Below are 24070 nucleotides of genomic sequence, written 5' to 3' on the forward strand. Positions count from 1 at the left end.
GGTTCTCCTGTTCAGGTGAGTTGGGCGGTGATGGAGTCGGCCAGCGGTGCGGGGACGCCGAGGCGGACGCGCAGCGTGGCGGGGTCGATCGGGGCCCCGGTCTGGGCACGGTGGGCTTCGGCGACCTTGCGGGCGTGGTCGAGGAGCGCGGGCGGGACCGGCACGGGAGGCGCTGCCGCAGGAGCAGGAGCAGGAGCAGGAGCAGGCTCGGGAGCGGGCATGGGTTCGGGTGCGGGGAGTTCCGGCACGGGGTCCAGGGCGCGTTCGACCGTGATCGGCTCCGGGTCCGGGTCCGGGTCCGGGGTGGGCCGGTCGGGTTCGGCGGCCGGGGCCGGCGTGGTCGGCTGGTCGTCGGTGTGCGTGGGAGCGTGGACCAGGAGGGTGCCGCCGAGGAAGGCCAGCGCGGGCCATCCGGCGACGAGGATGCGCAGCCAGGCCGGCACGTCGTTGAGGTCGAGCAGCCCGGCGGTGGCGACGTTCGCACCGAGCGAGGCGGCGAGGGCGATGACGAACCACACCCAGGCGGCACGGTTGTCGGCGTGAGCGCGCATCCGGCGCCAGGCCGCCACCAACAGCAAGTCGACACTGACCGGGTAGGCCCACGCCTTCCACCCGTCCTGACCCGCGGCTTCAGCCAGATCGTGCAGGTGAGCGAAGGACAACGCACCGGCGATGACGGCCTGAACCAGCACGGCATCGAAGCGGAGGGTACGGAACACGATTCACCTCCTTTCAGACATGGCAGGGGTAGGGACCTGGCGCGAGATACGGCCGCGCCGACCGTCGAACAAGGGGGTTAGTCGGTGACGGGCACCGGCTTGACCAGCGGCACGGCATCGGCCGCCGGCGCGGCGGAGACGATCGGCCGGTAGGGGACCAGGGCCGCAAGGCGCGGGGTCAGGTCCGCGTACCGGGCGCAGATCGCGGCGACCTTGGCCGCGCTCAGCTCGGGGGTACGGATGCGGGACCAGCCGCCGGAGGAGTCACCGGCCACCGCAACACCGGGCCGGTCCGGCGGGATCGCGGTCACCGCCATGACCGCATCAGGGGCGATATCGCCAAGGCCCATGTCGGCGGTCTGCTTGTCGTTGACCCGGTGCACGACCCGCCCGGTGAGCTGGGCGCGCAGCGTGGTGGCGCCCTTGCCGAGGTCCGAGCCGAAGCGCTGGCCGCACACCTCCAGGAAGATGCCGGCCGCACGAGCCATCTGACCCATGCGGATCATCTGCATGACCATCCGGTCCCGGCGTTCCTCATCCTTCTTCCCCGCCACGAGAAACAGCTCCGCCACCTCATCCACCAGGACCACGACCGGCACCGGCCGCACCCGCTCGGGCAGCGCCCACACATCGGCCGCGCCATGCTCGCTGAGCAGGTCGAAACGCGCTTCCATCTCGCCCACCAGCGCATCCAGCACCCCGGACGCTTCCTCGGGGGTAATGGCCAGGGCCGACAGGCGGGGCGCGTATCCGCGCTGCTCGACCCCGCGCTTGCAGTCGATCCCCACCAGCGCCACCGGCAACCGGGCCAGCCCGGCGACGAGGTTGCGCTGATACATCGACTTGCCCGACTGGTTCGCCCCCAGCGTCAGCGCGTGCGGCACCTTCAGGTAGTCCCGCACGAACGCCGTACCGTCCTCCCGCAGCGCCACCGGCACCCTCATCGACCCCGAGGGGAGACGGCGCGGCATCTTCACCCGCCGCAGCACGTCATAGCCCGTCATCCGCAGCTCGACGAACCCCGGCCGGGTCTCCACCACGTTCACCGAGTGCACCCCCAGGCATGCCGCAGCCGCTCAGAGGCCGCCACCACATCCGCAGGCTCAAGACCGGCCGGAAGACGCAGCGTGACCCGCATCCCGGTCGCCGAGCCCCGCACGCGCCGGATCTTCGGCGGCACCGGCTGAACGTCCGCGCGGCGGGCGACGGTGCGGACCATGAACGCCCGCAGACGCGACGGCTGCACCGTCAACCCGCACACGTCCATCGTCGAGCGGTACGTCACCGCGAACCGCACCCGCGCCACCGGCAGACCCACCAGCGACCAGAACACCCGCGGCGCCCGGACCCTCGCGTAGCCCAGACCACCACCGGCACCGGCCAGCGGAAGGCCGACCTCCCATAACGTCGACAGGTCCGACACGATCAGGCACCCACCGGCGTGATGGCGACCGCGCGGAACGAGATCCCGTGCCGCGTCTGCCCGTTGAACGTGTTCTCCCAGTCCCGCGCCTTCAGCCCGATCACCGTCACCGGCATCCCCGGCGTCAGCCCCTCCGGGATACCGGTCTCCGGGACGGTCACCTGGTACAGGTTCCCCTCACCCTCGTCCGAGATCAGCAGGCCCACCGTGGACAGACCCGCACCGGTCTCCCGGTCCACCGCCCGCTCACCGGTCTGCTTGTTCACCAGCTTCGGCACCGGAGCCGTGGCCACGAACACCACGGCAGTCGACGTGTCCACCTTGAACGACGGCATGATCTCTCCTTTGAGATGGCAGGAAGGGTCTAGACGACCAACTTGGCTATCCCCGTTGGTCATGTCTCCAAGTTAGAAGACATGGCTAGCCATGTCAACAACATGACTGCCGTGACTGTCTTGCTAGAGGCGACTCGCCTACCATCAACCTCATGACCTTTGTCCCCGAGCCCCTCGACCCAGACGACGACCGAGCACCCTACGAGCAGGTGGCCAGCAGTCTTGGAGCCGCCATCCGGACCCGTCGACTGGCCCCTGGTGAAAAGCTCCCGTCCCATAAGGAGCTGACGGAGCTGTACGGCTTCGCACGGGCGACGATCCAGCGCGCGTTGCGGGATCTCGAAGATGAGGGACTTGTGGTCTCCCGCAAAGGCAGCGGGGTCTACGTCCGCAACCGGACGGAAAGGCCGGCGGGGCTACGGCCCTATGTCGAGCAGGCTTTCGCGAAGGACCACGTCACCATCGACTTCGCCGGGTTCTCCAGCGAGACCTTGCATGGTGCACTGCAAGAACCACTTGACAAGATCCGCATCGGAAGGCTGACCCCGTCAAGCATCACCATGCGGATACTCGTTCCGGACATGTCGGTACCGCAGGCCGCCCCGGTACGGATGGCGGACGGAGCGGACGACAAGCGGTTGCGAGACCGTATGCACGACATCATGGTCGGCTACACCCGCAGCATTCGGGACGCGATTACCGAGCTGGAGCACCTGGGGTTGGTTGCCGAGACCCGGATCAACGTCCGTGTCCACAGCGGCACGCAGTTCTTCAAGCTGTACGTGATTAACGGCGAAGACGCGTTTTTCGGGTACTACCCGATCCGCCCCAACAAGGTCGTCGCCCAAGGCGAGACGATCGAAATCTACGACCTTGTGGGCAAGGACACGACGCTCTTCCACCACTCGATCAACGATGGCGAGTCCTCCAGCGGGGCCCAGCAGGTCCAGCAGGCCGGCATGTGGTTCAACAGCGTCTGGGAGACGATCGGAAGGGACTTCGACCTTGACGCACGATGACCGACTCCCGGAGGTCCTCGCCAACGCAGGCGTGATCTTCTTCGACTTCGACGGGCCTGTGTGCGACGTGTTCGCCGGGCTCCCCGCTTCCGAAGTCGCCAAACAGCTCACCGTGCTCTTGGCTACCAAGGACGCAGCCGCGGGCGCGAAGGCCGCCGAGACCGACGACCCGATCGAGGTTCTGCGCATCGCACACGAGGCCGACGCAGAGTTGGGCCAGGAAGTGGAGGCGGCTTTGACGGCGGCGGAGGTGGAAGCCGTCGCGGTGGCTGGCCCGCCGACGCCGGGAGCAGCGGAAGCCCTCCAAGCCGTGAAATCCTCGGGCCGGGCAGTGGCGGTGGTGAGCAACAACTCTGCCGAGTGCGTCCAGCGCTTCCTGAAAACCCACGGACTGGAAGGGTACGTCGTGCGGATCGTCGGCCGACCGGCCGGGCAACCCCACCTGATGAAGCCCAACCCGTTCCCACTCATCACAGCGGCCGAGCAGATGCATATGGACGTCACGAACTGCACCCTGATCGGTGACTCGCTCACAGACATCCAGGCTGCCCACGCAACCGGGACGACAGCCATCGGCTACGTCAACAAGCCCCACAAGGCCGACCTCTTCGCGGAAGCGCAAGCCGACGCCATCACGGACGACATGCACGCCATCGCCAACGCACTCACCACGGCGTAGCCGAAGAGCAGCGGAGACCTGTTACAGGTTTCTCTACCTCATCAAGCCCCGGCTGCGCTCCGCTCCGCCGGGCGGGCTCCCGGCTCCGCTCCGCGCGACGCTCCTGCCTCCGGCCCGCTCCGCGCGGGCTGCGCCGACGCCCGCCCACAGGTGGACAGGGCCGAAGGCCATGAGCCGAGCACCGTCCGCACAGTCACGGTCAAAGCCTGATGCCTCCGGCGGGGGATCGGCCGGCACCGGGATGGCGGGGGCGCCGTCCCCGGCTGCGGGTCCGTAAGGGCGTGCGTGGGGAGCTTCCATCCCGTCCGCCGTCGACCCAGGCAGAGCCGAGCAGACACGGCACCGGGCGTCCAGGTCGTTCGTCCAGTTGGGCGCTCCACCTGGACGCCCGGCACCGCGCCCGCTCCACGGTGTGTGGGTCGACGGCGGACGGGATGGAAGCTGGGGGGGTGGGTTGAGATCCACGAGCAGTCCGACGCGCCGGAAGCGTACGGATCCTGATCGGTCACCCAAGGCTGCTAGGCCGATCCCGTCAGCGATCGGTAGCCGAAAAAGCGCGCAGGTATCCCTACATGTAGTGGTTGCATGGTCCGACACGCCCACAAGTTGTGGTCTGTATAACCCATTTAGGTCACTGGGGCGCTATGCTTCTCGATAGCGCGAAAGACCCCAGTTCAGAAGGACTGACGCGGGGTCGGTGCCTGCTCGAACTGGGGTCGTGATGCGTTCCTAGGCGCCCAACGACCCTACATGGTTCCGCTCTTTGCTCAGAAGGGCGGGGTCGACATCGAGTGGTATCCAGCTCGAAAGGTAGGTGATCAGGATGGCCAAGAAGCTTACGCCGGGTACGCCAGCACCGAAGTCGGGGCAGTACAAGGTCCCCGGTTCTAAGACCGAGGTCACGGCCGTGAAGGGTAAGCCCCTTCCGCCGACGCCCAAGGCCGGTCAGGGTTACAAGCTTGTCGACCCGACCAAGCACAAGGGCAAGTGATAGGCCGGGGCAGACTCCTCGGGGGTCTGCCCCTTGCCTTGCGTTGCGGTGCAGCAAGGAAGTACAGCAACCAGGTTGCCCGCAGGACGCCGCGGAGGGTTGCCATAGGGCTGTGGGCCAGGCCGGATGACTTCAGTGACCGCCCCGCTCGTAGTTCGCATCGGGAGGTTCAGCCGTGCCAGATCCGTGCCAGATCGAGCGGTCAGCCACGGTCAACCGGAGGGCGTGGCGGTGCCGGTGCTGTATCGGCAGCCGGGATCCTCAAATGGCGGATGACCAGGGAGGCGTGTCCGCCGGGGGCGCCAGGCTTACAAAGCAGATGTCGGCGGTTCGAAACCGTCCGCGCCCACCAGCGCAAAGGCCCCCGGTCGATCACGACTGGGGGCCTTTGACATCCACATCCGACATCAACGGTGCCGGTCACCGGCGGCCGGGGCGCCTCCTGAGCAGCCGGTCCATGTGGCTGACGGCCTCACGCTGCGTGTCCTGCACGACGTGGGTGTACACGTTCATGGTCACGGCGATCTGGCTGTGACCGAGGATCTCCATGACGACGCGGGGCGCGACCCCGGCGGCGGTCAGCCGGTCGTCGCGTTCACCGGAATCCACCTCGACCTGACGGACCCAGCCGCGCAGGGCCTCCTTGTGGATGCCCAGGTCCTTCGCGACATGCGCGATCGGACAGCCAGTGGCGCGGACCTGGCGGACAGCCCTCTCGCGGAACTGTCCGGGTATGTGCGTGGTGCTGGCACTGCTCGTGGTTCTCCTTCGGGTCAGGGTCACAAGCCTGGCTTCAGGGACTCCACGAAATCAGGGTCAACTCAAAGTGCTGCGCCTGGCGCACGCGGCGGACGTCGACCTCGGGCACGAGGTGGAACGCGCACTGACGGTGGCCGAGGTGGAGGCGGTCGCGGTGGCGGGAGCCCCCACGCTGGGAGGGGGGCGGCGCTGAGGGCGGCGAGGGAGGCGGGGCGGCGGGTCGCGGTCGTCAACAACAACTCGGCGGAGTGCGTCCGGGCGTACCTCGACCGGCATGACCTCTCCGCGTACGTGCTGGAGGTGGTGGGTCGGGCCGAGCACCGGCCGGACCTGATGAAGCCGAATCCGCATCCCCTCATCACCGCGGCCGAGAGCCTCGGCGTGGACGTGACGCGCTGCGTGCTCATCGGGAACTCGACCACCGACGTCCAGGCCGCGCACGCCGTCGGCGCCGTCGCGATCGGCTACGCCGACAGGGCCGACAGGGCCGAGCCGTTCGCCGCGGCCGGGGCCGACGTCGTCATCCGGAGCATGCAGGCCGTCGTGGACACCCTGGAGCCCGAGTAGGCCGCCAGGGGCCTCCATCTGATCAAGGCACCCGCTGTGCGCGGCACGGTGGTCGGCTCAGAGGTGGTGGAGGGGGTCTCCCCCATGACCGGGGCGGTCGGCTCCGTGGTGTCAGGCGGCTTCTTCGGGGTGACTCGAAGAGCAGGGATTCAACCTCGTGCCGGGTGAGGTGGGGCCGTGGGCTGCTCGGCGTGCCGTCGGCGCGGGGGCGTGGTCACTCGTCCTGCGGCGACTTTCGGTTGAGGTCGCTTCGTCGGGCTATTCCTGGATCGGCAGGTCCGGGTGGGTGAACACGAAGACCACGTAGGCGACGGCCGCCCCCGTGCCCAGGGCCGAAAGGACGAGAGCGGTCACGGGGGCGGTGCGGCTGGTGTTCAGCCTCGACGCGGTGCGGAGCTCGACGCAGCCCCGCACCAGGCCGGTGAGGCCGAGAGGGAGGGCGAGGAGCCAGACGAGTACCCAGAAGGGGCAGCAGAACCAGAAGGCGACGGAGAGCCCCCCGAAGATCATGGCTCGGCTCGGTCGCTGGGGTTCACCGCCGGGCTGGTCGACCGCGCCGCTCACGCCTCGGTCCACGGGCCGGTGGACTCGCCCTTCGGGATCCAGAACAGTGGCTGGCTCGTGCGGCAGCACTCGTCCGCCTCCTCGTCCCAGGGGAACCGCCCGGCCCTGTCCGGCCACAACAGCTGGGTGATCGGCAGGGGCGGAGCCTGGTAGAAGTCGACGCCCGCGCCGAAGAAGACGAGGTACCAGCTGGGGCGGACGGGCCGGACGGTCACCTCGTAGCCGTGGAGGACGTCTCCCCGGCGCTGGTCGGGTTCTAGCGGGACGCCGTCCCGGACGCCCGCGGCGGCGCTGTTCACCACGCGCATCGCGGTCGGGGAGGGCAGGCCGAACACGCTGACCTCGGGGCTGCGCAGGGTGTGCCAGAGGCCGATGGAGCAGCCCCAGTCGCCTGGGGAGTCGCCGCCGGCCACGCCCACGACGTGCCAGCCGAACTCCGTGACGTTTCCGGCTATGCGGCTGTCGCGCTCCTCCCACGCCGGGCCGCCCCGTTCGGCCGGGGTGCAGAGGAGGCAGAAGCACGGGGACTCGTTCATCCGGGGGAGGGTAGCCGGTGACCCTGTACGGCCCCAATCGGTCCGCTGGCGCCCCGGCCCCGACGGTGCCGGGTGGTCCGCGGCGGGTTCCCCGCCGTGCCGGGTGGGCGGGCCGGGTAAGCCTCGCCCCGAGGGGTGGTTCCGTGCGGGGACTCGGGGCCGTGTTCGTCGGCGGGGCCGTGCTCGTCGCCCTGCTCGCCGTATTGATCGTTCCCGCCTGGGCGCGGGCGCGGGCGCGGGTGACCGCGATCCGGCTGGAGGGGGCGCGGGAGGCCCGGCGGCGGGGCGGTGGTGGTCAGGCCGCCGGGGAGCGGTGGTAGGCGGCGCCGTCCCGGGTGCGGGTCAGGTGGCCCGAGACGACCAGGTGGCGGCGGAGGGCGGAGCAGTCCGGGTGGACGGTGCGCAGCGCTTCGTTGACCTCGGGCTCCGTGTAGGTGCGGCCGTGTTCGAAGAGGGTCTGCGCCAGGTGGGCCAGCAACTGCTCGCGGCGGGCCGGTCTGCGGGGGACGGCGGTGAGGCGGCCTTCGCCGTCGAAGAGGGCGGACACGCTGTGCGGCGTACGGTGCTCCGGCATGGCGGGAAGCCTCACAGACGGTGCGCCCGCTTCGCAACGGGTTTGCCCGGCCGCCTCGTCGGCGGGGTCACAGGGTCCAGAACGGGCCCGAGACCGAGCGGTGCAGGAGGCGGACCGGGCGGTTGTCGGACGTTCGCGCGCGGACCATGAAGCGCAGGTGGCGGCCGGCTCCCGTGTCGGCCGTGCAGGTGAACTGGTGGCCGCCCGCCCCGTACGCCCGCACCGGCAGATGCAGGGAGCGGTCGCCGCCGTTCCCGTCCGTGGTGTAGAAGCGGCCCTCGACCACCGTGTCCGCCGGGGTGTCGTCCCCGAACAGCAGGTGGACGGTGGTGTGGTGGCGTACCGGCCCCACCAGCAGGACCGCGGTGCGGAAGGAGAGTCCGGCCCAGTTGCCGGACGTGAGCTCCATGTCGGCGGCGTTGGACTCGTTCAGCATGTCGGGCACGGGGTCCTCCTCGGAGGGTACGGGCGCCGTCTGGTCGTCGGCGCGTTTCACGATCCCGGGGAACACGACCTTGCGGAACTGGTCCACGCGCGCGTCCCCCGGGCACGCGGTGCCACCCGCCGACCAGGCGGAGTGCAGGCGGTGGTAGCCGTAGCCGGGGTCGTCGTGGCTGCGGCAGATCCGCAGGGGCAGGCCGTGCCGCTGGTGCAGCCACACCCCCAGCCGGATCAGCTGCTCGACCTGCTCGTCCGTCCACGGGTCGGTGTGCTTCAGGTTGGACGCCGTCTCGACGGACACCGCGCCGGTGCCGTCGGGGCGCCGGTTGGCCGTGTAGTTGGCGTCGGCGCGCGTCTCCGTGCCGATGTACTGGGCGAGGTCGCCCGCGTACCCGAGCCCGAAGTGCGACTCGAGCGAGCTGGACTTCCAGTACTCGTAGAGCCGCTGCGCGGTCCACGGTGCGGCGAGGCTGTGCAGGATGAACTGCGTCGGCCTGATAGCGGGTTGCTGATCGCTCTCGGGCTGGAGCTCCAGCTTCCTCGCGAACGGGCACCAAGCCATCGGGGTGCCTCCTTCTGACTCGAGTACGTCTTCTGGGGGGCGTCCGGCTCCGGCTGCGCCTCCACGCGCTCGGCCCCGGACACCGGGCCATGCGTCTCCTCCTCGGGGCGTGGGGTGCCTCGTGCGCGGCGGGCGGTGCGGGCACCTGACAGTGAGGTGCCCGGTGCGGGGACCCGTCACTCGGCGCGGCGCGCACTCGCCGGGGACGAGCGGGGCGGACGAACCCCAACCGCCCCACGGGGCAGGCTGGTTCCCGTACGCGTCCTCCCGCCCCGTCCCGTCGCGGGCCCGGTGGTACGGAACGACCGCTCCGTGTCGCCGGTCCGTCCCGTGCCGGTCCGCTCCGTGTCGCAGGGCCCTACCGCGCCGGTCCGGGACGCACCGGTCCGCGCCGCGCCCGCCGCGTCCACCGCCGATCGCGCGGGCGCCGCCCCCGCCGCGCCCGGCGGCCACGGCGCCCACCGGGGCGGCGCCGTCGGAGCCCGGCGGCGGCCGTGCGGGGTGCCCGGGGCGGACCTAGACTGGCGAATGCCCGACATGCCCGAAAAACCCCTCACGGGGCTCGGAAGGGAGTGGTCCCATGTCGAAGCGCGGCAACAAGCGGCGTGCCCGCAGGGGCAAGAGGGCCAACCACGGCAAGCGGCCCAACGCCTGACCTCCGGAGCGCTCACCGGGCCCGGTACGCCGCCTCCACCGCGTCCAGGGCCGGCGCCCAGGGGAAGTGGTCCGGCCGGTCGGGGCCGGACGGGTCCGGGAGGTGCCCGCCCTCGCCGTGCAGCACCGCCACGCCCGCCGCCCGCAGGGTCTCCACCGACCGGTCGAACTGCGGGTGGCGTGCGTACGCGGCGTTCGCGCACGGCACCGCGACGACCGGCAGGCCCCTGCCGACGGCCTCCGCCGCGACGCCCACCACGAGGTTGCCGGTCAGGCCGAGCGCCCACGCGTTCACCGTGTTGAACGTCGCCGGGGCGAACAGCAGCGCGTCGGCCGGGGGCCAGACGTCCGGGTCGCCGGGGCGTTCGTACGCGCTGCGCACCGGGTGCCCGGTCAGCACGGCCAGCCCGTCGAGGCTCGGCTCCAGCCAGCGCGCGGCGCTCGGCGTCAGCCCCAGGCAGACGTCCCAGCCACGCGCCTGTGCGTCCTCGACCACCCTCGCCACGTCGAACACCGGGGGAGCGGCGGAGCAGAACAGATACAGGGTCCTCGCTTCGATCATGGAGTTCATCTGATCACACGCCGTACGGGTGCCTCCCGGCGGTGGGGAGACGTCCGCACCGCTCGGCCGGACGGGGAACGCCGTGTGCCGCGGCGTCAGGACCCTCCGTCCGCCGGCGCTCCGCGGGGAGGCCGCCGAGGACGACATCCCCGCCGCCCTCCGGCGCGGGCGCGAGGCCCCCGGGTTCCGGACGTCCGCCGCGCACGACCGGGAGGGGCGAGCGCGCCGTCGCCGGGGCGGCCGGGGCGACGCGGCGGCCGCCCGACGGGCCGGAGGCGCGCGGTGCCCCCGTCAGGAGGCCGGTGCCGGAGCGGGCGCCGGACGCCGCACCAGGTACGCCGCGAGGCTTCCCGCCAGGAACAGGGCGAGCACCGACACCGCCGCGCTGAGCCAGGTCGCGCCCAGCCACTGCCCGCCGAAGTAGCCCAGGCCCACGCTGTACGAGGCCCACGCCACCCCCGCCAGGACCGACCAGGGCACGAACTCGCGCGCCCGGCGCCGCGCCGCCCCCGCCCCCAGGGACACCACGGACCGTCCGGCCGGGGCGAACCGGGCGATGACCACGAGGGCGCCGCCGCCCCTGCCGAGGGCCGCGCCGAGCCGCTCCCGCGCGGTGGTCAGGCGCCGCGAGCGGGCGATGGCCTGGTCGAGACGGGGCCCGCCGCGCCAGGCGAGGCGGTACGCGACCAGGTCGCCGAGGACCGAGGCGGACGCCGCGCACAGGGCGAGGGCGACGAGCGAGACCCCGCCGGGGGCGGCCGTCGCGGTCGCCGCGGTCGCCGCCGTCGCCGCCGAGATCAGCAGGACGCCGCTGGGCAGCACCGGGAGGAACACGTCCAGCACCACGGAGGTGGCCACCGCCGCGTAAATCCAGGGGCTGCCGGCCAGCCACCGCACGCTCTCCAGCACCCCGACCCCCGCTCGCTGCCGACAAATGCGGAACAGCGTACGCCCCGCACGTCAGCGGGTGCACGGAGGGCGGCCGGAGGGCCGCCCGCCCCGGCCGCGCGTCACCCGGAGCCGACGCCCGACGCCCGCTCGACGGCCGGTTCCCGCCCCCACGCCCGCTCGTGCACCTTCACCAGCTCCCGCTCGCCGCGCGCCCGTTCCAGCCGCAGCAGGGCCGTCCGCCCGTGGAGCGTCAGCGTCATCAGCTGGTTGCCGAACCACGGCCCGCCCGTCCGGGTCCAGCCGGTCCCGGCGGCGCCCACCCGGCCGTGCCGGGCCAGCGCCCGCCCGAGCCACCGCCCCGCGCGGCTCCAGCCGAACCGGAAGCCGAGCCGCAGGGCGTACGGGATGCGCTGGTGGACCGGTGAGCAGGTCAGCTGCAGTACCCGCGAGGCGGTCGGCAGGTCCGGTTCCGCCACGTACGCGTGGTGCACGTCCCCCGACAGCACCGACACCGTCGCCGGGGCGTCCGGGCCCTCGGCCGCGTCGGCCAGCAGTCCCGTCAGCCACGCGAACGACTCCGGGAAGGCCGCCCAGTGCTCCAGGTCGGAGCGGCGGCGCAGCGACTCGCCGACCCGCGCCCAGCGCTCGCCGCGGTCGCCCCGGCACAGCGCGGCGTTCCACCGCTCGGCGTCGTGCACCAGCGGCGGCAGCAGCCACGGCAGGGAGCTGCCGATCAACAGGTGGTCCCGGCCCGCGCGGCCCTCCAGCACCTGCTGGCCCACCCAGCGGGCGTCCTCCTCGCCGAGCATGGCCCGCTTCTGCTCGTCCAGCACGCGGCCCGCCCGGGTGTCCACCATCACCAGCCGCGTCCGGCCGAGGTCCCGCCGGTAGCTCCAGCGCACCCGCGCCGGGTCGGCGTCCGCCTCGGCGGCGAACCGGCGCAGCGCCGCCGTGCCGTCGGGGGCCGCGCGCACCCGGGCGTACAGCGGGTCGGCGGCCAGTTCGGCGGGGGAGAGGTTGCCCAGGTGCTGGTGCACCCAGTACGCCATCAGGCCGCTCAGCAGCCGCTCGCGCCACCAGGGCGCGGCGCGCATCCGGGACAGCCACGCCGCGCTGGTGTTCCAGTCGTCGATCACGTCGTGGTCGTCGAAGATCATCATGCTGGGGACGGTGGAGAGGAGCCAGCGCACCCCGGGGTCGAGCCAGGACTCGTAGTAGAGGCGGGTGTACTCCTCGTAGTCCGCCACCTGCGCGCCGGGCGGTTCGGCCAGGTCGCGGCGGCCGGCCAGCCAGCGCCTGGTCGCCTCGGACGGCTTGTCCGCGTACACCTGGTCGCCCAGCAGGAGCAGCACGTCGGGGCGTTCGGCGGCCGGGTCGGCGGCCAGCCGGGCGGCGAGCGCGCCGAGGGCGTCCGGCCCGGCCGGCCGCCTGCCCTCCGCGCCCGCCGCCGCCCAGCGGCAGGAGCCGAACGTCACGCGCAGCGGCCCGCGGGGGTCGTCGGGGGTGGTGAGGGTGCTCGGCGGGAACGGCGAGTCCGGCGGCGGCCAGACGGGCCGGCCGTCGAGCAGCACCTCGTAGGCCGTGGTGGCGCCCGGCGTCAGGCCGGTCACCGGGACGACCGCGTAGTGGTGCCCGGCGATCGCGAACGTCCGGGCCCGTCCCCCGGCCCCGTCCGCGCACCGCACCTCGGCGGTGCGCGGCCCGTCGGCCTCGATCCACACGGTCGCCGCCGGGTGGCGCGGGGTGCCGTCGGCGTCCGGCCACTCCACGTACCTCAGCAGCGGCCCCAGCCGCAGTCCGGCGTCCACGAGTCGGTCCTCCTCGGTCGTCCCGCCCGTGCGGTGCGGGGTCCGTACCGTACGGAGTGCCCGGAGGGGGTTCCCGGTTCCGCCGGACGCCGGCGGTGAGGTGACGTTTCGTCAGGAGCGGCCGTCCGTCAGGAACAGCCGTTCAGCACCGACTGGAGGGCGCTCTTCTCGGCGGAGTCCACCGAGAGGCCCCAGTGGTGCTTCACGTGCACCCACATGCGGGCGTAGGTGCAGTGGTACGCGGTGCGCGAGGGCATCCACTCGGCCGGGTCCTGGTCGCCCTTGGCCTGGTTGACGTCGTCCGTGACGGCGATGAGCTGCGGCCGCGTCAGGTCGTTGGCGAAGGAGCGGCGCTGCGTGGTGGTCCAGGAGCTCGCACCGGAGCGCCAGGCCTCGGCGAGCGGGACGACGTGGTCGATGTCGAGGTCGGAGGCGGCGTACCAGGTGGCGCCGTCGTACTCGGAGTACCAGCGGCCGCCGGTCGCCGCGCAGGTGGAGTCCTGGACGACGTTCACGCCGTCGCGCTCGAGGACGACCTCGCGGGTGTTGCAGGCGTCGTACTGGGTGATCCAGTGCGGGAACAGGTCGCGGCTGTAGCCGGTGGAGGAGCCCTCCGCGCGGACCGCGAGCTGGCCGAGGTAGGTGCGCGCGGTGGCGGCGCTGACGGGGGTGGGCGGGGCCGCCTGCGCCGTGGGCGCGGTGGCCAGCAGGCCGGTGACCGCGAGGGCGGCCGTCGTGGCGAACGCGGCGAGGCGACGCATCGGTCGACGCGCGTAGATACGGGGCATGTCAACTCCCTTGGACGGCTGGGGCGTTGCGGGCGCCCGGACGGGCGGCCCGCTCATGCTGATGGCGCCGGATGTCCTGGAGGCGGGCGCCGGGTAACAGGGTGACGACATGAACACGTCACATCAAGGTCCGTGTCCACTTCCCGACACCCCGACAGGCGGCCCCCGCGGGCCTAGGGTTGGTGTGTGCTGCTGCCGGTCGACCTCGTCTTCGGTGCCGTCCTCGCCCTCCTGCTCGCCGCCGCGGCGGCCGTCGTCGCCGTCGCCCGGCTGCGCCCGCCCCGCGAGACCGCCGTCGCGGGGGTGCGCGCGGCGGCGCAGCTCGCGGCCGTCTCGCTGGTGATCGGCTGGGCGGTCCGCCACGCACTGCTGCTGCCGCTCTTCCTGCTGGTGATGTACGGGGTCGCGGTGCGGACCGCCGGGCGCCGCCTCACCCGCAACCGCACCTGGTGGTGGGCGGCCGCCCCGGTGGGCGCCGGGGTCGCCCCGGTCGTCGCGGCGCTGCTGCTCACCGGGCTCGTGCCGGTCGAGGGCATCGCGCTGATCCCGGTGACCGGCATCCTCGTCGGCGGGGCGCTCACCGCCACCGTCCTCGGCGGGCGGCGCGCCCTGGACGAGCTCGCCGCCCGCCGCGGCGAGGTCGAGGCCGGCCTCGCGCTCGGACTGCTGCCGAGGGAGGCCCGGCTGGAGGTGGCGCGGACGGCGGCGGCCGACGCGCTGCTGCCCGGGCTCGACCAGACCAGGACCGTGGGCCTCGTCACACTGCCGGGCGCGTTCGTCGGGATGCTGCTGGGCGGGGCGTCGCCGCTGCTCGCCGGGGCCGTGCAGCTGTTCGTGCTGGTCGCGCTGATGGCCGTGCAGGCGGTCGCGGTCGCGGTGGTGCTGGAGCTGGTCGCGAGGGGGCTGCTGCACCGGGAGGAGGGCCCCGGCCGGCGTCGCGTACCCTGGACGGAGCAGAAGGGGAGTAGCTCCTAGCCGGACCGTCGACATACTGCCGGGCCCCGTGCCCGGCCGGCGCCCGGAGGCGGACCCCGTGGGGGACCGCCAGCGAGACCTTCGGCATCAGCAGGATCCATGTACCCATGGCCCTGCCGTGCCGGAGCGACCCCCGAAACGCGCGAGCGAAGGTCCCCCGGTCCGGCCGCGGCCCGACCGATTGAGGAACCAGCCCGTGCTCAGCTTCACGATCGTGGCGATCACCTTCGGTGTCGTCTTCCTGGCCGAACTCCCCGACAAGACCGCCCTCGCCGGCCTCGTGCTGGGCACCCGCTACCGGGCGTCGTACGTCTTCGCGGGGGTGGCCGCCGCCTTCGCGGTCCACGTCGCGCTCGCCGTCGCGGCGGGCAGCGTCCTCACCCTGCTGCCGCACCGGCTGGTGCAGGCCTTCGTCGGCGTGCTGTTCCTCGCCGGCGCGGCGATGCTGCTGCTGAAGAAGGACGACGACGGGGACGAGGAGATCAGGGCCCCCGCCGACCAGTCGTTCTGGAAGGTCTCCGGGGCGGGCTTCATGCTGATCCTCGTCGCGGAGTTCGGCGACCTCACGCAGATCATGACCGCGAACCTGGCCGCCCGCTACGACGACCCCCTCTCCGTCGGCCTCGGCGCGGTCCTCGCCCTCTGGGCGGTCGCCGGACTGGGCATCGTCGGCGGGCGGACGCTCATGAGGTACGTGCCGCTGCGGCTGATCACGAAGGTGGCGGCGGGCCTGATGCTGGCCCTGGCCGGCTTCAGCCTGTACGAGGCGCTGACCGGCTGACCGGCTGACCGGCTGACCGGCTGACCGGTCGACCGGCTGGGGCGGCTTGGGCCGGCCGGGTCGGTTGTCCGGCCTGGTCAGGTCGGATCGGTTGTCCGGCCGGACCGGTCGGGTCGGATGTCCGGCCGGGGGTTGCGGGGTGCCACGTCCACGCCGGACGGGGCGCCGGGAAGGGCGGACGCCGTGGCCGTACCGGCGGACGACGCGCCGGGCGGGGCCGTGCGCCGGGCGGGGCCGTGCGCCGGGCGGGAGCGCCGGCGGGCCCGCCCCGGTCCCGCACGGTACGGGGCGGGACGGGGCGGGCGGCGCGACCCCGATCCCGATCCCGACCCCGCCCCCGACCCCGATCCCGATCCCGATCCCGCGGGACGGTGCCGTCCGGTGCGGCGGCCGCCGCTCAGCCGGCGCCGAAGGTCTCGGCCTCCAGCGACTTCCTGGTGGCGGGACCGTAGACGCCGGACGGGTCGGCGGTGATCCCGCGGTACGCCTGGTACCGGGCGACGGCCCGTTCGACGTTCTTGTCGTAGCGGCCGTTCATCGCGTTGCGGTACAGGCCGAGCTGGCGCAGCCGGTACTGGAGCTCCAGCACCTCCCTGCCGCGGTCGCCGCGGCGCAGGGTCGGACCGTCCTCCTGCGGCCGGCCGGGGGCCGTCGCGGACGGTCCCGGACCGTCGGGCCGGGGCCGCGCCGGGACGGTCGTCCGCGGCCCCGGGCGCCCCGTCGCGGTCGGGTCCGCGGGTGCCCCGGTCTCCGCGGGGGCCGGAGCGCCCGACGGGGACGCGGCGGACGCGGCCGACGGCGGGGCGGACGGGGCACGGGAGACGGGCGAGGCGGTCCGCGAGGGCGCCGTGCTCCCCTCGGGCGCCGGGCGGGCCGGGCCGGTCGGCCACGGGGGCTCGCTCAGCGCCGGGCCGGGCGCCACCCGGTCGGCCGTACCGCCGCCGTCGAAGAGGCCGCCCACCAACGCCGCCGCGCCGGCCACCGCCACGACCGCCACCACCACGGCGGCGACCACGCCCGGCCGCCGCCCGCTCCCGCGCCGGCGCGAGCGGCGCGGTCCCGGCGTGACGTCCACGCGCTGCGCCCCGTCCGTGCCGCCTGTGCCGTCCGTGCCCGCCGTGTAGCCCGCGTCGGCGGGGCCCGCCGCGTACCCCGCGCCTGCCGCGTACCCCGCATCGGTGGAACCCGCGGCGTGCCCCACGTGCCCGGCGCCCGCCGTACCCGCGTCCGCGTCCGCAGGCCCTGTGCCCGTTGCACCCGCGTCAGCCGCGTCCGCCGTATCCGCGCCTGCCGCCCTCGCGTCCGCCGTACCCGCGTCCGTAGGCCCCGCGTGCGCCGCCCCCGTGCCCGTTGCGTCCGCGTGCGCCGCCCCCGTGCCCGCGCCCGCCGTGCCGGCCCCGAGGTGCAGCGGCATCGTCGACTCCACGTCCGGCTCCGCCGGCCGGGCACCGGGCGCCGGGGCCGCCTCCAGCGGGAGCGGCGCCCCCGCGCCCGGGGCGGTCCCCGCCGGGGGCTCCTGGGCCGCTGCGCCGGGCGCCTGCGGACCGGGGACCGCGCCGGCCCCCGGACGCGGACCCGGGGGGCCGGACGGCGGCTGGAGGTTCACGTACGGGCGTATCCGCGGAGGTTCGGACGGGCCCGGGCGCCTGGCGCCCCCCGCCCCACCGCAGGCGCAGCCGGCGGCCTGCGGCGCCGCGGGCGTACCGCACTCAGGACAGACCGTTTCGGCCACTGTGGGTCCTCCCTAGAGGTTCTGCCGACTGGATCCCGCCCCCCGGGAACTGGCAGCGATTATGCAGCCCCGAGTGATCCTCCCGGCATCCCGGACCGCTCTCGGCAGGCCACAACGGGCCGGACCGCCCACGATGGATGGTGCAGACAGTGAGGGAGGAGCCCATGACGCGGCCACTCGGCACCCCGGCCACCGCTCCCGCCCCCGGGGCGGGGTACGACCGGCGCGCGGTCCTGGTGCCCATCGGGGCGCTGCTGCTGGGCATGCTGCTCGCCGCGCTCGACCAGACCATCGTGTCGACCGCCCTGCCGACGATCGTCAGCGAGCTCGGCGGCATGGACCACCTGTCATGGGTGGTCACCGCCTACCTGCTCGCCTCCACCGCCGCCACACCGCTGTGGGGCAAACTCGGCGACCAGTACGGGCGCAAGAAGCTCTTCCAGGCGGCGATCGTCCTCTTCCTCCTCGGCTCGGTGCTGTGCGGCGTCGCGCGGGACATGCCGCAGCTCATCGCCTACCGCGCCGTGCAGGGCCTGGGCGGCGGCGGGCTCATGGTGCTGTCCATGGCGATCGTCGGCGACCTCGTCCCGCCCCGGGACCGCGGCCGCTACCAGGGGGTCTTCGGCGCCGTCTTCGGCGTGACCAGCGTCCTCGGACCGCTCCTCGGCGGCGTCTTCACCGAGCACCTCACCTGGCGCTGGGTGTTCTACGTCAACGTGCCCGTCGGGATCGTCGCCCTCTTCGTCGTCGCCGCCGCCCTGCACGTCCCGGTCCGCCGCACCCCCCACTCCATCGACTACCTCGGCACGTTCCTGATCGCCTCGGTCGCCGCCTGCCTGGTGCTCGTCGCCTCCCTCGGCGGCACCACCTGGCCGTGGGCCTCCGCCCCGGTCGTCGGACTCGCCGCCCTCGGCGCCGTGCTGACCGCGGCGTTCGTGCGCGCCGAACGGCGCGCCGCCGAGCCCGTGCTGCCGCTGCGGCTGTTCCGGATCCGCACCTTCACGCTCGTCTGCGCCATCAGCTTCGTCATCGGCTTCGCGATGTTCGGCGCCATGACCTACCTGCCGACGTTCCTCCAGGTCGTCCAGGGCGTCAGCCCCACCGTGTCCGGCGTCCACATGCTGCCGATGGTGCTCGGCATCCTGCTCACCTCCACCGCGTCCGGGCAGGTCGTCAGCCGCACCGGCCGGTGGAAGGTCTTCCCCGTCGCCGGCACCGCGCTCACCGCCGTGGGCCTGCTGCTCCTGCACCGGCTGGAGGTGTCCAGTCCGACGTGGGAGACGAGCCTGTACTTCTTCGTCTTCGGCGCCGGCCTCGGCCTGGTCATGCAGGTCCTGGTGCTGGTCGCGCAGAACGCCGTCGGCTACGAGGACCTGGGCGTCGCCACCTCCGGCACCACCTTCTTCCGCTCCATCGGCGCCTCCTTCGGCGTGGCCGTCTTCGGCACGGTCTTCACCGGCCGCCTCACCGGCAAACTGGAGGCCGCCCTCGCCGGGCGGGACGCCCCGCCCGGCGCCGACGCGCAGGGGATCGCCGCCGACCCGCGCGCCATCGCCGAACTGCCGCCCGCCCTGCGCCCGACCGTGCTCGAGGCGTACTCCACCTCCATCACGGACGTCTTCCTGTACGCGTCACCCGTGGTCCTGCTCGCCTTCGCCGTCGCCTGGCTGCTGCGCGAGGACCGGCTGCGCGGCTCGGTCACCGCACCCGACCCGAGCGAGACCTTCGCCTCCAACCCCGTCGAGCGCTCCTCGTACGAGGAGGTCGCCCGCGCCCTGTCCGTGCTCGGCTCCCGCGAGGGCCGCAAGGCCGTGTACGAGAGGGTCACCGCCCGCGCGGGGACGGACCTGCTGCCCGCGTCCGGCTGGCTGCTGCTGCGCATCCGCCGCCACGGGACCGTGGAGCCGGGGCGGCTCGCCGAGGACGCCTCCCTGCCGCTCAGGGTCGTCACGGAGGCGGCCAGGCAGGTGGAGGAGCGGGGACTGGCCCGCCGCGAGGGGCTCCAGATGGTCCTCACCGACCGGGGGGTGGAGGTGGCGGCCCGGTTGGCGCACGCCCGCGAGGAGTCCCTCGCCGAGCTGCTCGGCGACTGGTGGGGGCCGGACCGGCCGACCGACCTCGCCCGGCTGGTGGAGGAACTGACCGCCGAGTTGTCCGGCTCGCACCGGGAGTGCCCCGGCGCGGGGCGGCCGGTCCAGCGCCGCCGGACCTGAGGACTGCCCTGCAACCGCTGGTCACAGAGGAGACGATCTCGATGTGGCCGATGGAATCGCGGTGCCGGAATCGCCCTGGACGGCTCCGTTCACCGGGTTGAGCCCACGGCAGCCCGGCAAGCCGATCAACGCGCTGCGCCGGAGGGCGCGGACCCGGTCCGCAAGGGGGCCGGCCCTGGAGCCTCCCGCCGGAGGACCGGGTGTCGCCGACCACCGCGTACCGGAGGCGGGCGGTCTCGTCCCGGTCCCGGCGGGCGGCACAGGTGGAGGGGGTTTCGCAGCAGGTGGGCCCAGCGGGCCTGGACGGCGGGGCTTTTGCCCCATCGGTCTGAGCCGGTCAGATGCAGGGTGGGGACGGCCTGGACGAGGCAGGCGATACGGCCTGGACGAGGCAGGTGATCCGGGTGGTCGAGCACCGGAGCTTGCGGAGGAGCCGCCAGGACTTGAGGGTGGCGATGGCCTGCTCGACGAGGGTGCGGATCTGCGCGTGGGACCGGTCCACCGCCTGCTGGCCGGTGGGGAGGGTCTCCCACCGCCCGCGGTACGGGGTGCGGGCCGTGCCGCCGGCGCCTCGGTAGCCCTTGTCGGCCCGGCACGGGACGCCGGCCTCGGCGAGGGTGTCGGCGATGCCGTGTGCGCGAGCCGCGCGGACGTCGTGGACGGTACCGGGCAGGGCCGGTGAGGCCCCCAGCGGCCGGCCGGAGGGATCGGCGAGGACCCGCACCTTCGTCCCGCGCCTCTTGTGCTTGCCGGAGTAGGAGGGCCGGTCCGCGGCGATGCGGTCGATCGGCGGGAGCGTGCCGTCCAGGAGCGGGTACGCCTTCGCCGCCGCGGGCGCCTGTCGGCGGCGGCCAGGGTGGGTGCGAGGGTGGCCGGGAGAGCGACGGCCTCGGTGACGTAGCGGTGTGCGGTCGTGGTCCCGATGCCGAATCCGGCCGCAAGCCGGGCATAGGTGTGTCCCACCCGTAGGTGGGCGAGCGTGAGGAGAGCCTGGCGGCCGGCGCTCAGCCGCCGCCGACGGGAGCCGATCGCACGGCGGTGCCGCCGTGGTTCCTGAGCGGGGGAGCGAGGGGCAGAGCTGGACACGTCGACGCCGGACGGGCAAACAGCACGTGAAACCTCTGATGGAGACGGTTCTCTTGGTCGAAAACCCGTCTACCAGGGGCTTCACTACGTTGTCACCCCGACTGCCGAGCTCTGCCCCCGGGTGGGAAAGAGATCACCGATCATCCGGAACGTCCGTCCAGCGGGCGCCGGGGCCGGGCGGCTCACCTCGGGACCGGTACCCCGGGCGGGCCGCCGGGAGTCAGCGCAGCTCCCTGCCGTACCAGACCTCCATGTACGGGCCCTCGCAGTACGGGGGGATCTCCCGGTAGCCGTGGCGCGCGTACAGGGCGCGGGCCTCGACCAGATCCAGGCGCGTGTTCAGCACCGTGCGCCGCGCTCCCAGCTCGGCGGCGGCCGCCTCCAGGGAGGCCAGCAGCAGCCCGGCGCCGCCCGTTCCGCGGTACGCGTGCCGGACGAAGACCCGGGTCAGCTCGGCCCGTTCGGCGTCCAGCAGCAGCACCCCGCCGCAGGCCGCGGGAGTCCCCCCGCACCTGCCCACCAGGAACCGCCCGGTCGGTGCCGCCAGGGCCTCCACGCCGTCGCCGGCCAGCCCCTCGTCGACCTCCCGGGCCGTGGCGGGGCGGCGCCAGTAGCGGCTGGCCACGTCGTGGTAGTAGTCGCGGCGCAGCGCGGTGGCGTCCTCGGTGTCGTACCGTTCGGCGCGTATGTCCCAGCCCGTGGGCGGGTCGGTCGTCGTCACGGCCTCTAGGACACCACCCGGGCGACGAGCATCCCGTCGTAGCCCTTCGCGCCGACCGTCTGGAACGCCGTCGCGTCCAGCCGGGGGTCGCGCGCGACGAGGTCGAACATCTCACGGGTGCCGCGGATCGCCTCGTCGGCCGGCGCCTCGTCGACGATCCTGCCGCCGCGCACCACGTTGTCGACGACGATCACGCTGCCCGGACGGGTCAGGCGCAGCGCCCACTCCACGTAGTGCGGGTTGTTCTTCTTGTCCGCGTCGACGAAGACCAGGTCGAAGGGGCCGGCGCCCTCCGCCTCCAGCCTCGCCAGCGTGTCCAGGGCGGCACCCGTGCGGACCTCCGCCACCTGGTCGAGGCCGGCGCGGGCCAGGTTGAGCCGGGCGACCTCGGCGTGCGCGGGATCGTACTCCAGCGAGACCAGCCGGCCGTCCGGGGGGAGCGCCCGGGCCAGCCAGATGGTGCTGTACCCACCGAGCGTGCCGATCTCCAGGATCGAGCGGGCGCCCTGGACGCGGGCCAGCAGGTGCAGCAGCTTGCCCTGGTTGGGGGCGACCGCGATCCTCGGCAGACCCGCCTCGTCGCTCGCGGTGAGCGCGGCGGTCAGCGCCTCGTCGGCGGGGGCGAGCAGGTCGGTGACGTACGCGTCGACGGCGCTCCACCGCGCCTGGGGGTCGTCAGTGTGCTGGTTCATGGTCAGGAACGTAACCGACATCGGCGGCCGGCGGGACCGGTCGCGGGCCCCGGAGCGCCGGGACCCCCGGTGGACGGGGCCACCGGGGGTCCTGAAGGGCAGTCGCCGCTCAGTACCAGTGGTTGGCCTGCCAGAACCGCCAGGCGTCGCACGGGCTGCCGTAACGGTCGTTCATGTAGTCGAGGCCCCACTCGATCTGGGTGGCCGGGTTGGTCTTCCAGTCCGAGCCGGCGGACGCCATCTTCGACGCCGGCAGGGCCTGGACCAGGCCGTACGCGCCGGACGAGGCGTTGGTGGCGGTGTGGTCCCAGCCGGACTCGCGCTCCACGATCTCGCTGAAGCACGTGTACTGGCCGGCCGGGACCATCTTCCGGGCGACGGCCTGCGCCGAGTCGGGCGCGGCCGAGGCCGGGGCGGTCGCGGTCATCACCGCGCCCGAGGCACCCAGCAGCACGGCGGCGGCGACGGCGGACTTGCTGCGGACGGGGAGACGGCTGGCGGAGGAGCGGAACACGTAAGGGACCTCACGTCGGGGACAGGGCTGCCGCGGGCACGCCGGAACCGGCCCGGGGGCACCCGGCGGTTCGGGGAGGCCTGCCATGGGGCACCGGGGCGGGACCACGGGGGCCGCGCCGCCGTCGGTGCCCGGCGACGTCGTCCACCAAAGCAGTGCCGCGGGGTCCTGGCAATGCCCCCCGGGTACGACGCGCGACCGGAGAACGGACCCGGCCCGGGGGCCGCTCCGCGACGGCCGCGCAGGTCACGGCGGGGGAGCGGCCCTTCTCCGGACCCGGGAGATCCACTAGGTGACGTCGTATGTGACGCGGACCCTGTGGGGCGCCTCACCCCGGAATGCCCCAGATAGGGCTTTTCGCGGCCTTCGTATGTGGTTCGGACCACACGGCACACCCACCGGAACGCGCGCGGCGGGACCTTCGCACCGTCGATCCGACGGCCGGTGCCGGCGCCCCGGCCTCCCCCGTCCCGGCCTTCCGGACACCCGCCCCCGCGCCCCCGGCCTCCCCCGTCCCCGGCCTCCCGGACGCCCGCCCCCGCACCCCCGGCCTTCCGCACCCCGCGCCCCCGGCCTCCGCGCCCCGGGGTGATGCGCCCGGCGCTCCGGGGCCCGGCCGCTTCACGGAGCGCCCCGGCCTCCCCTACCGCTCTCCGGAGCGCCCCCGGCCCTCCTCGGGGCCGTCGATCAGCCGGCACGCCGTCTCGATGTCCAGCCGCACCTGCGCGACCGACGCCCGCCCGGACAGCCAGGCCACCAGCGCCGAGTGCCAGGTGTGCTCGATGACGCGGACCGCCGCCAGCTGCTCCGGCGTCGGGTGCTCCAGCCGCATGGCGTCCAGGACGATCGCCGTCGTCCGCCGCGACACGGCGTCCACCTCCGCGCTCACGCTCCGGTCGGCGAAGGTCAGCGCCCGTACCATCGCGTCCGCCAGCTGGGGCTCCCGCTGCAGTGAGCGGAACGCCCGCATCAGCGTCTCGGCGACCCGCTCCGCGGGACCCTCCCCGGCCGGCGGCCGCTTGCGCAGCGCCGCGTGGAGGCCGTCGAGCCGGTCCTGCATCGCGGCCACCAGCAGGTGGACCTTGGAGGGGAAGTAGCGGTACAGCGTGCCCAGGGCGACCTGTGCCGCCTCGGCGACCTCCCGCATCTGCACGGCGTCGAAGCCGCCGCGGCCCGCCAGCCGCGCGCTGGCGTGGAGGATGCGGCGGCGGCGCGCCTCCTGCCGCTCGGTCAGGGGGGTCGGCGCCGGCCTGCCTTCCGCTGTCATAGGTCCCCGTCGATCCGTGTGTCGGACGTTTCCGTGCCGCCCGTGTGTCGGACGTTTCCGCGCCGCCGTCTTCCGTGCCGTGGTGCGCGACAGTATGGCCGGGCCCCCGCCGTGGTGCGAATCACCCCGGCCACCCCTCCCGCGGGTGCTACCTGCCGGTAGATTCGAGGCTCCCCGAGCGTCGAGAACGATCAACTCTGAAACTTGTTCTAGATTA

Annotated in this window: 27 protein-coding genes and 4 pseudogenes; 11 read left to right on the forward strand and 20 right to left on the reverse strand. The window is 73.7% G+C overall.

Features of this window, described 5'->3' with window-relative positions; genetic code table 11:
- Positions 1-11 precede the first annotated feature (11 nt).
- A complete protein-coding gene (locus LUW75_RS17870) occupies positions 12-719 on the reverse strand; it encodes a DUF2637 domain-containing protein (protein WP_250336513.1) in 708 nt (235 codons plus the stop codon).
- 77 nt (positions 720-796) lie between these two features.
- Positions 797-2004, reverse strand: a pseudogene (locus LUW75_RS17875) (FtsK/SpoIIIE domain-containing protein).
- On the opposite strand from LUW75_RS17875, the gene LUW75_RS17880 reads away from it, so the two are divergent.
- A complete protein-coding gene (locus tag LUW75_RS17880; RefSeq protein WP_250336514.1) occupies positions 1937-2077 on the forward strand; it encodes a hypothetical protein in 141 nt (46 codons plus the stop codon). The pseudogene LUW75_RS17875 and the gene LUW75_RS17880 overlap by 68 nt on opposite strands.
- Positions 2078-2144: 67 nt before the next feature.
- Here the strand turns inward: LUW75_RS17880 and LUW75_RS17885 are convergent, their stop codons facing one another.
- The gene (locus LUW75_RS17885) at positions 2145-2477 is read right to left on the reverse strand and encodes an SCO3933 family regulatory protein (protein WP_250336515.1); all 333 of its coding nucleotides are present in this window, start codon (positions 2475-2477) and stop codon (positions 2145-2147) included.
- 152 nt (positions 2478-2629) lie between these two features.
- On the opposite strand from LUW75_RS17885, the gene LUW75_RS17890 reads away from it, so the two are divergent.
- The 3 genes from LUW75_RS17890 to LUW75_RS17900 all read left to right on the forward strand — a co-directional run bounded on the left by LUW75_RS17890 (position 2630) and on the right by LUW75_RS17900 (position 5166).
- A complete protein-coding gene (locus LUW75_RS17890; protein WP_250336516.1) occupies positions 2630-3496 on the forward strand; it encodes a GntR family transcriptional regulator in 867 nt (288 codons plus the stop codon).
- Positions 3483-4175, forward strand: coding sequence for an HAD family hydrolase (locus tag LUW75_RS17895; RefSeq protein WP_250336517.1), 693 nt, complete (start codon positions 3483-3485; stop codon positions 4173-4175). Before LUW75_RS17890 ends, LUW75_RS17895 begins: the two co-directional genes overlap by 14 nt.
- A gap of 823 nt (positions 4176-4998) precedes the next feature.
- The gene (locus LUW75_RS17900; protein ID WP_250336518.1) at positions 4999-5166 is read left to right on the forward strand and encodes a hypothetical protein; all 168 of its coding nucleotides are present in this window, start codon (positions 4999-5001) and stop codon (positions 5164-5166) included.
- A gap of 420 nt (positions 5167-5586) precedes the next feature.
- On the opposite strand, the pseudogene LUW75_RS24715 reads toward LUW75_RS17900, so the two are convergent.
- Together LUW75_RS24715 and LUW75_RS24720 are read right to left on the reverse strand one after the other, a co-directional pair.
- Positions 5587-5748 (reverse strand): annotated as a pseudogene (locus LUW75_RS24715) (site-specific integrase); the annotation flags it as partial.
- 57 nt (positions 5749-5805) lie between these two features.
- Positions 5806-5949 (reverse strand): annotated as a pseudogene (locus LUW75_RS24720) (transposase); the annotation flags it as partial.
- A gap of 43 nt (positions 5950-5992) precedes the next feature.
- Between LUW75_RS24720 and LUW75_RS24375 the strand changes: the two are divergent.
- Together LUW75_RS24375 and LUW75_RS17915 are read left to right on the forward strand one after the other, a co-directional pair.
- Positions 5993-6118 (forward strand): hypothetical protein, encoded by a 126-nt coding sequence (locus tag LUW75_RS24375; protein WP_284453887.1) that lies wholly within the window; start codon positions 5993-5995, stop codon positions 6116-6118.
- Complete coding sequence (locus tag LUW75_RS17915) at positions 6115-6492, forward strand: HAD family hydrolase (protein WP_250337713.1); 378 nt, start codon at positions 6115-6117, stop codon at positions 6490-6492. Before LUW75_RS24375 ends, LUW75_RS17915 begins: the two co-directional genes overlap by 4 nt.
- 258 nt (positions 6493-6750) lie before the next feature.
- Here the strand turns inward: LUW75_RS17915 and LUW75_RS17920 are convergent, their stop codons facing one another.
- On the reverse strand, positions 6751-7002 hold the full coding sequence (locus LUW75_RS17920) for a hypothetical protein (protein ID WP_250336519.1): 252 nt from the start codon (positions 7000-7002) through the stop codon (positions 6751-6753).
- Positions 7003-7052: 50 nt separating this feature from the next.
- On the reverse strand, positions 7053-7592 hold the full coding sequence (locus LUW75_RS17925) for a DUF4262 domain-containing protein (RefSeq protein ID WP_250336520.1): 540 nt from the start codon (positions 7590-7592) through the stop codon (positions 7053-7055).
- A gap of 143 nt (positions 7593-7735) precedes the next feature.
- On the opposite strand from LUW75_RS17925, the gene LUW75_RS17930 reads away from it, so the two are divergent.
- Complete coding sequence (locus tag LUW75_RS17930; protein WP_250336521.1) at positions 7736-7912, forward strand: hypothetical protein; 177 nt, start codon at positions 7736-7738, stop codon at positions 7910-7912.
- On the opposite strand, the gene LUW75_RS17935 is transcribed toward LUW75_RS17930, so the two are convergent.
- Both LUW75_RS17935 and LUW75_RS17940 read right to left on the reverse strand, forming a co-directional pair.
- Positions 7888-8166: a DUF2087 domain-containing protein gene (locus LUW75_RS17935; RefSeq protein WP_250336522.1), complete on the reverse strand. Its 279-nt coding sequence runs from the start codon at positions 8164-8166 to the stop codon at positions 7888-7890. The genes LUW75_RS17930 and LUW75_RS17935 overlap by 25 nt on opposite strands.
- A gap of 67 nt (positions 8167-8233) precedes the next feature.
- Positions 8234-9169, reverse strand: a complete 936-nt coding sequence (locus tag LUW75_RS17940) for a peptidoglycan recognition protein family protein (RefSeq protein ID WP_250336523.1) — start codon at positions 9167-9169, stop codon at positions 8234-8236.
- A 580-nt stretch (positions 9170-9749) separates the two neighbouring features.
- Here LUW75_RS17940 and LUW75_RS25005 point away from each other — a divergent pair.
- A complete protein-coding gene (locus LUW75_RS25005) occupies positions 9750-9824 on the forward strand; it encodes a 50S ribosomal protein bL37 (protein ID WP_462933801.1) in 75 nt (24 codons plus the stop codon).
- A gap of 12 nt (positions 9825-9836) precedes the next feature.
- On the opposite strand, the gene LUW75_RS17945 is transcribed toward LUW75_RS25005, so the two are convergent.
- The 4 genes from LUW75_RS17945 to LUW75_RS17965 form a co-directional block, all read right to left on the reverse strand.
- Positions 9837-10385, reverse strand: coding sequence for a flavoprotein (locus LUW75_RS17945; protein ID WP_250336524.1), 549 nt, complete (start codon positions 10383-10385; stop codon positions 9837-9839).
- Positions 10386-10676: 291 nt separating this feature from the next.
- Positions 10677-11294 (reverse strand): DedA family protein, encoded by a 618-nt coding sequence (locus tag LUW75_RS17955; RefSeq protein ID WP_250336525.1) that lies wholly within the window; start codon positions 11292-11294, stop codon positions 10677-10679.
- 101 nt (positions 11295-11395) lie between these two features.
- Positions 11396-13084 (reverse strand): alkaline phosphatase D family protein, encoded by a 1689-nt coding sequence (locus LUW75_RS17960; protein ID WP_250336526.1) that lies wholly within the window; start codon positions 13082-13084, stop codon positions 11396-11398.
- Positions 13085-13212: 128 nt separating this feature from the next.
- On the reverse strand, positions 13213-13872 hold the full coding sequence (locus tag LUW75_RS17965) for an HNH endonuclease family protein (RefSeq protein ID WP_250336527.1): 660 nt from the start codon (positions 13870-13872) through the stop codon (positions 13213-13215).
- 186 nt (positions 13873-14058) lie between these two features.
- Here LUW75_RS17965 and LUW75_RS17970 point away from each other — a divergent pair, with 186 nt between their 5' ends.
- The gene (locus tag LUW75_RS17970) at positions 14059-14847 is read left to right on the forward strand and encodes an ABC transporter permease (protein WP_250336528.1); all 789 of its coding nucleotides are present in this window, start codon (positions 14059-14061) and stop codon (positions 14845-14847) included.
- Positions 14848-15043: 196 nt separating this feature from the next.
- Positions 15044-15628 carry a TMEM165/GDT1 family protein gene (locus tag LUW75_RS17975; RefSeq protein ID WP_250336529.1) on the forward strand — a complete coding sequence of 195 codons (585 nt, stop codon included), beginning with the start codon at positions 15044-15046 and terminating at the stop codon, positions 15626-15628.
- 397 nt (positions 15629-16025) lie between these two features.
- On the opposite strand, the gene LUW75_RS17980 is transcribed toward LUW75_RS17975, so the two are convergent.
- Positions 16026-16829 carry a peptidoglycan-binding domain-containing protein gene (locus tag LUW75_RS17980; RefSeq protein ID WP_250336530.1) on the reverse strand — a complete coding sequence of 268 codons (804 nt, stop codon included), beginning with the start codon at positions 16827-16829 and terminating at the stop codon, positions 16026-16028.
- A gap of 695 nt (positions 16830-17524) precedes the next feature.
- Between LUW75_RS17980 and LUW75_RS17985 the strand changes: the two genes are divergently transcribed.
- Positions 17525-19573 carry an MDR family MFS transporter gene (locus LUW75_RS17985; RefSeq protein ID WP_250336531.1) on the forward strand — a complete coding sequence of 683 codons (2049 nt, stop codon included), beginning with the start codon at positions 17525-17527 and terminating at the stop codon, positions 19571-19573.
- A 337-nt stretch (positions 19574-19910) separates the two neighbouring features.
- Here LUW75_RS17985 and LUW75_RS17990 read toward each other — a convergent pair whose 3' ends face one another.
- The 6 genes and pseudogenes from LUW75_RS17990 to LUW75_RS18020 form a co-directional block, all read right to left on the reverse strand.
- Positions 19911-20504, reverse strand: a complete 594-nt coding sequence (locus tag LUW75_RS17990) for a transposase family protein (RefSeq protein WP_250337714.1) — start codon at positions 20502-20504, stop codon at positions 19911-19913.
- Positions 20498-20659: pseudogene (locus LUW75_RS24725) on the reverse strand (transposase family protein); the annotation flags it as partial. The gene LUW75_RS17990 and the pseudogene LUW75_RS24725, both read right to left, overlap by 7 nt.
- 220 nt (positions 20660-20879) lie before the next feature.
- Positions 20880-21380, reverse strand: coding sequence for a GNAT family N-acetyltransferase (locus LUW75_RS18000; RefSeq protein ID WP_250336532.1), 501 nt, complete (start codon positions 21378-21380; stop codon positions 20880-20882).
- 5 nt (positions 21381-21385) lie between these two features.
- Entirely contained in the window at positions 21386-22072 is a 687-nt protein-coding gene (locus LUW75_RS18005) for an O-methyltransferase (protein WP_250336533.1), read from the reverse strand.
- A gap of 109 nt (positions 22073-22181) precedes the next feature.
- Positions 22182-22586 carry an aggregation-promoting factor C-terminal-like domain-containing protein gene (locus LUW75_RS18010; RefSeq protein ID WP_250336534.1) on the reverse strand — a complete coding sequence of 135 codons (405 nt, stop codon included), beginning with the start codon at positions 22584-22586 and terminating at the stop codon, positions 22182-22184.
- 643 nt (positions 22587-23229) lie between these two features.
- Positions 23230-23853 carry a TetR family transcriptional regulator gene (locus tag LUW75_RS18020; RefSeq protein ID WP_250336535.1) on the reverse strand — a complete coding sequence of 208 codons (624 nt, stop codon included), beginning with the start codon at positions 23851-23853 and terminating at the stop codon, positions 23230-23232.
- Positions 23854-24070: the final 217 nt, after the last annotated feature.

This window comes from Streptomyces sp. MRC013 (assembly GCF_023614235.1).
GTDB lineage: Bacteria > Actinomycetota > Actinomycetes > Streptomycetales > Streptomycetaceae > Streptomyces.

Bases quoted from the DNA above. Each gene is read 5' to 3' on its own strand.
- LUW75_RS17880 (WP_250336514.1), top strand. From the start codon at position 1,937: ATGAACGCCCGCAGACGCGACGGCTGCACCGTCAACCCGCACACGTCC.
- LUW75_RS17885 (WP_250336515.1), bottom strand. From the start codon at position 2,477: ATGCCGTCGTTCAAGGTGGACACGTCGACTGCCGTGGTGTTCGTGGCC.
- LUW75_RS17890 (WP_250336516.1), top strand. From the start codon at position 2,630: ATGACCTTTGTCCCCGAGCCCCTCGACCCAGACGACGACCGAGCACCC.
- LUW75_RS17900 (WP_250336518.1), top strand. From the start codon at position 4,999: ATGGCCAAGAAGCTTACGCCGGGTACGCCAGCACCGAAGTCGGGGCAG.
- LUW75_RS17920 (WP_250336519.1), bottom strand. From the start codon at position 7,002: ATGATCTTCGGGGGGCTCTCCGTCGCCTTCTGGTTCTGCTGCCCCTTC.
- LUW75_RS17925 (WP_250336520.1), bottom strand. From the start codon at position 7,592: ATGAACGAGTCCCCGTGCTTCTGCCTCCTCTGCACCCCGGCCGAACGG.
- LUW75_RS17935 (WP_250336522.1), bottom strand. From the start codon at position 8,166: ATGCCGGAGCACCGTACGCCGCACAGCGTGTCCGCCCTCTTCGACGGC.
- LUW75_RS17940 (WP_250336523.1), bottom strand. From the start codon at position 9,169: ATGGCTTGGTGCCCGTTCGCGAGGAAGCTGGAGCTCCAGCCCGAGAGC.
- LUW75_RS17945 (WP_250336524.1), bottom strand. From the start codon at position 10,385: ATGATCGAAGCGAGGACCCTGTATCTGTTCTGCTCCGCCGCTCCCCCG.
- LUW75_RS17965 (WP_250336527.1), bottom strand. From the start codon at position 13,872: ATGCCCCGTATCTACGCGCGTCGACCGATGCGTCGCCTCGCCGCGTTC.
- LUW75_RS17985 (WP_250336531.1), top strand. From the start codon at position 17,525: ATGACGCGGCCACTCGGCACCCCGGCCACCGCTCCCGCCCCCGGGGCG.
- LUW75_RS18005 (WP_250336533.1), bottom strand. From the start codon at position 22,072: ATGAACCAGCACACTGACGACCCCCAGGCGCGGTGGAGCGCCGTCGAC.
- LUW75_RS18020 (WP_250336535.1), bottom strand. From the start codon at position 23,853: ATGACAGCGGAAGGCAGGCCGGCGCCGACCCCCCTGACCGAGCGGCAG.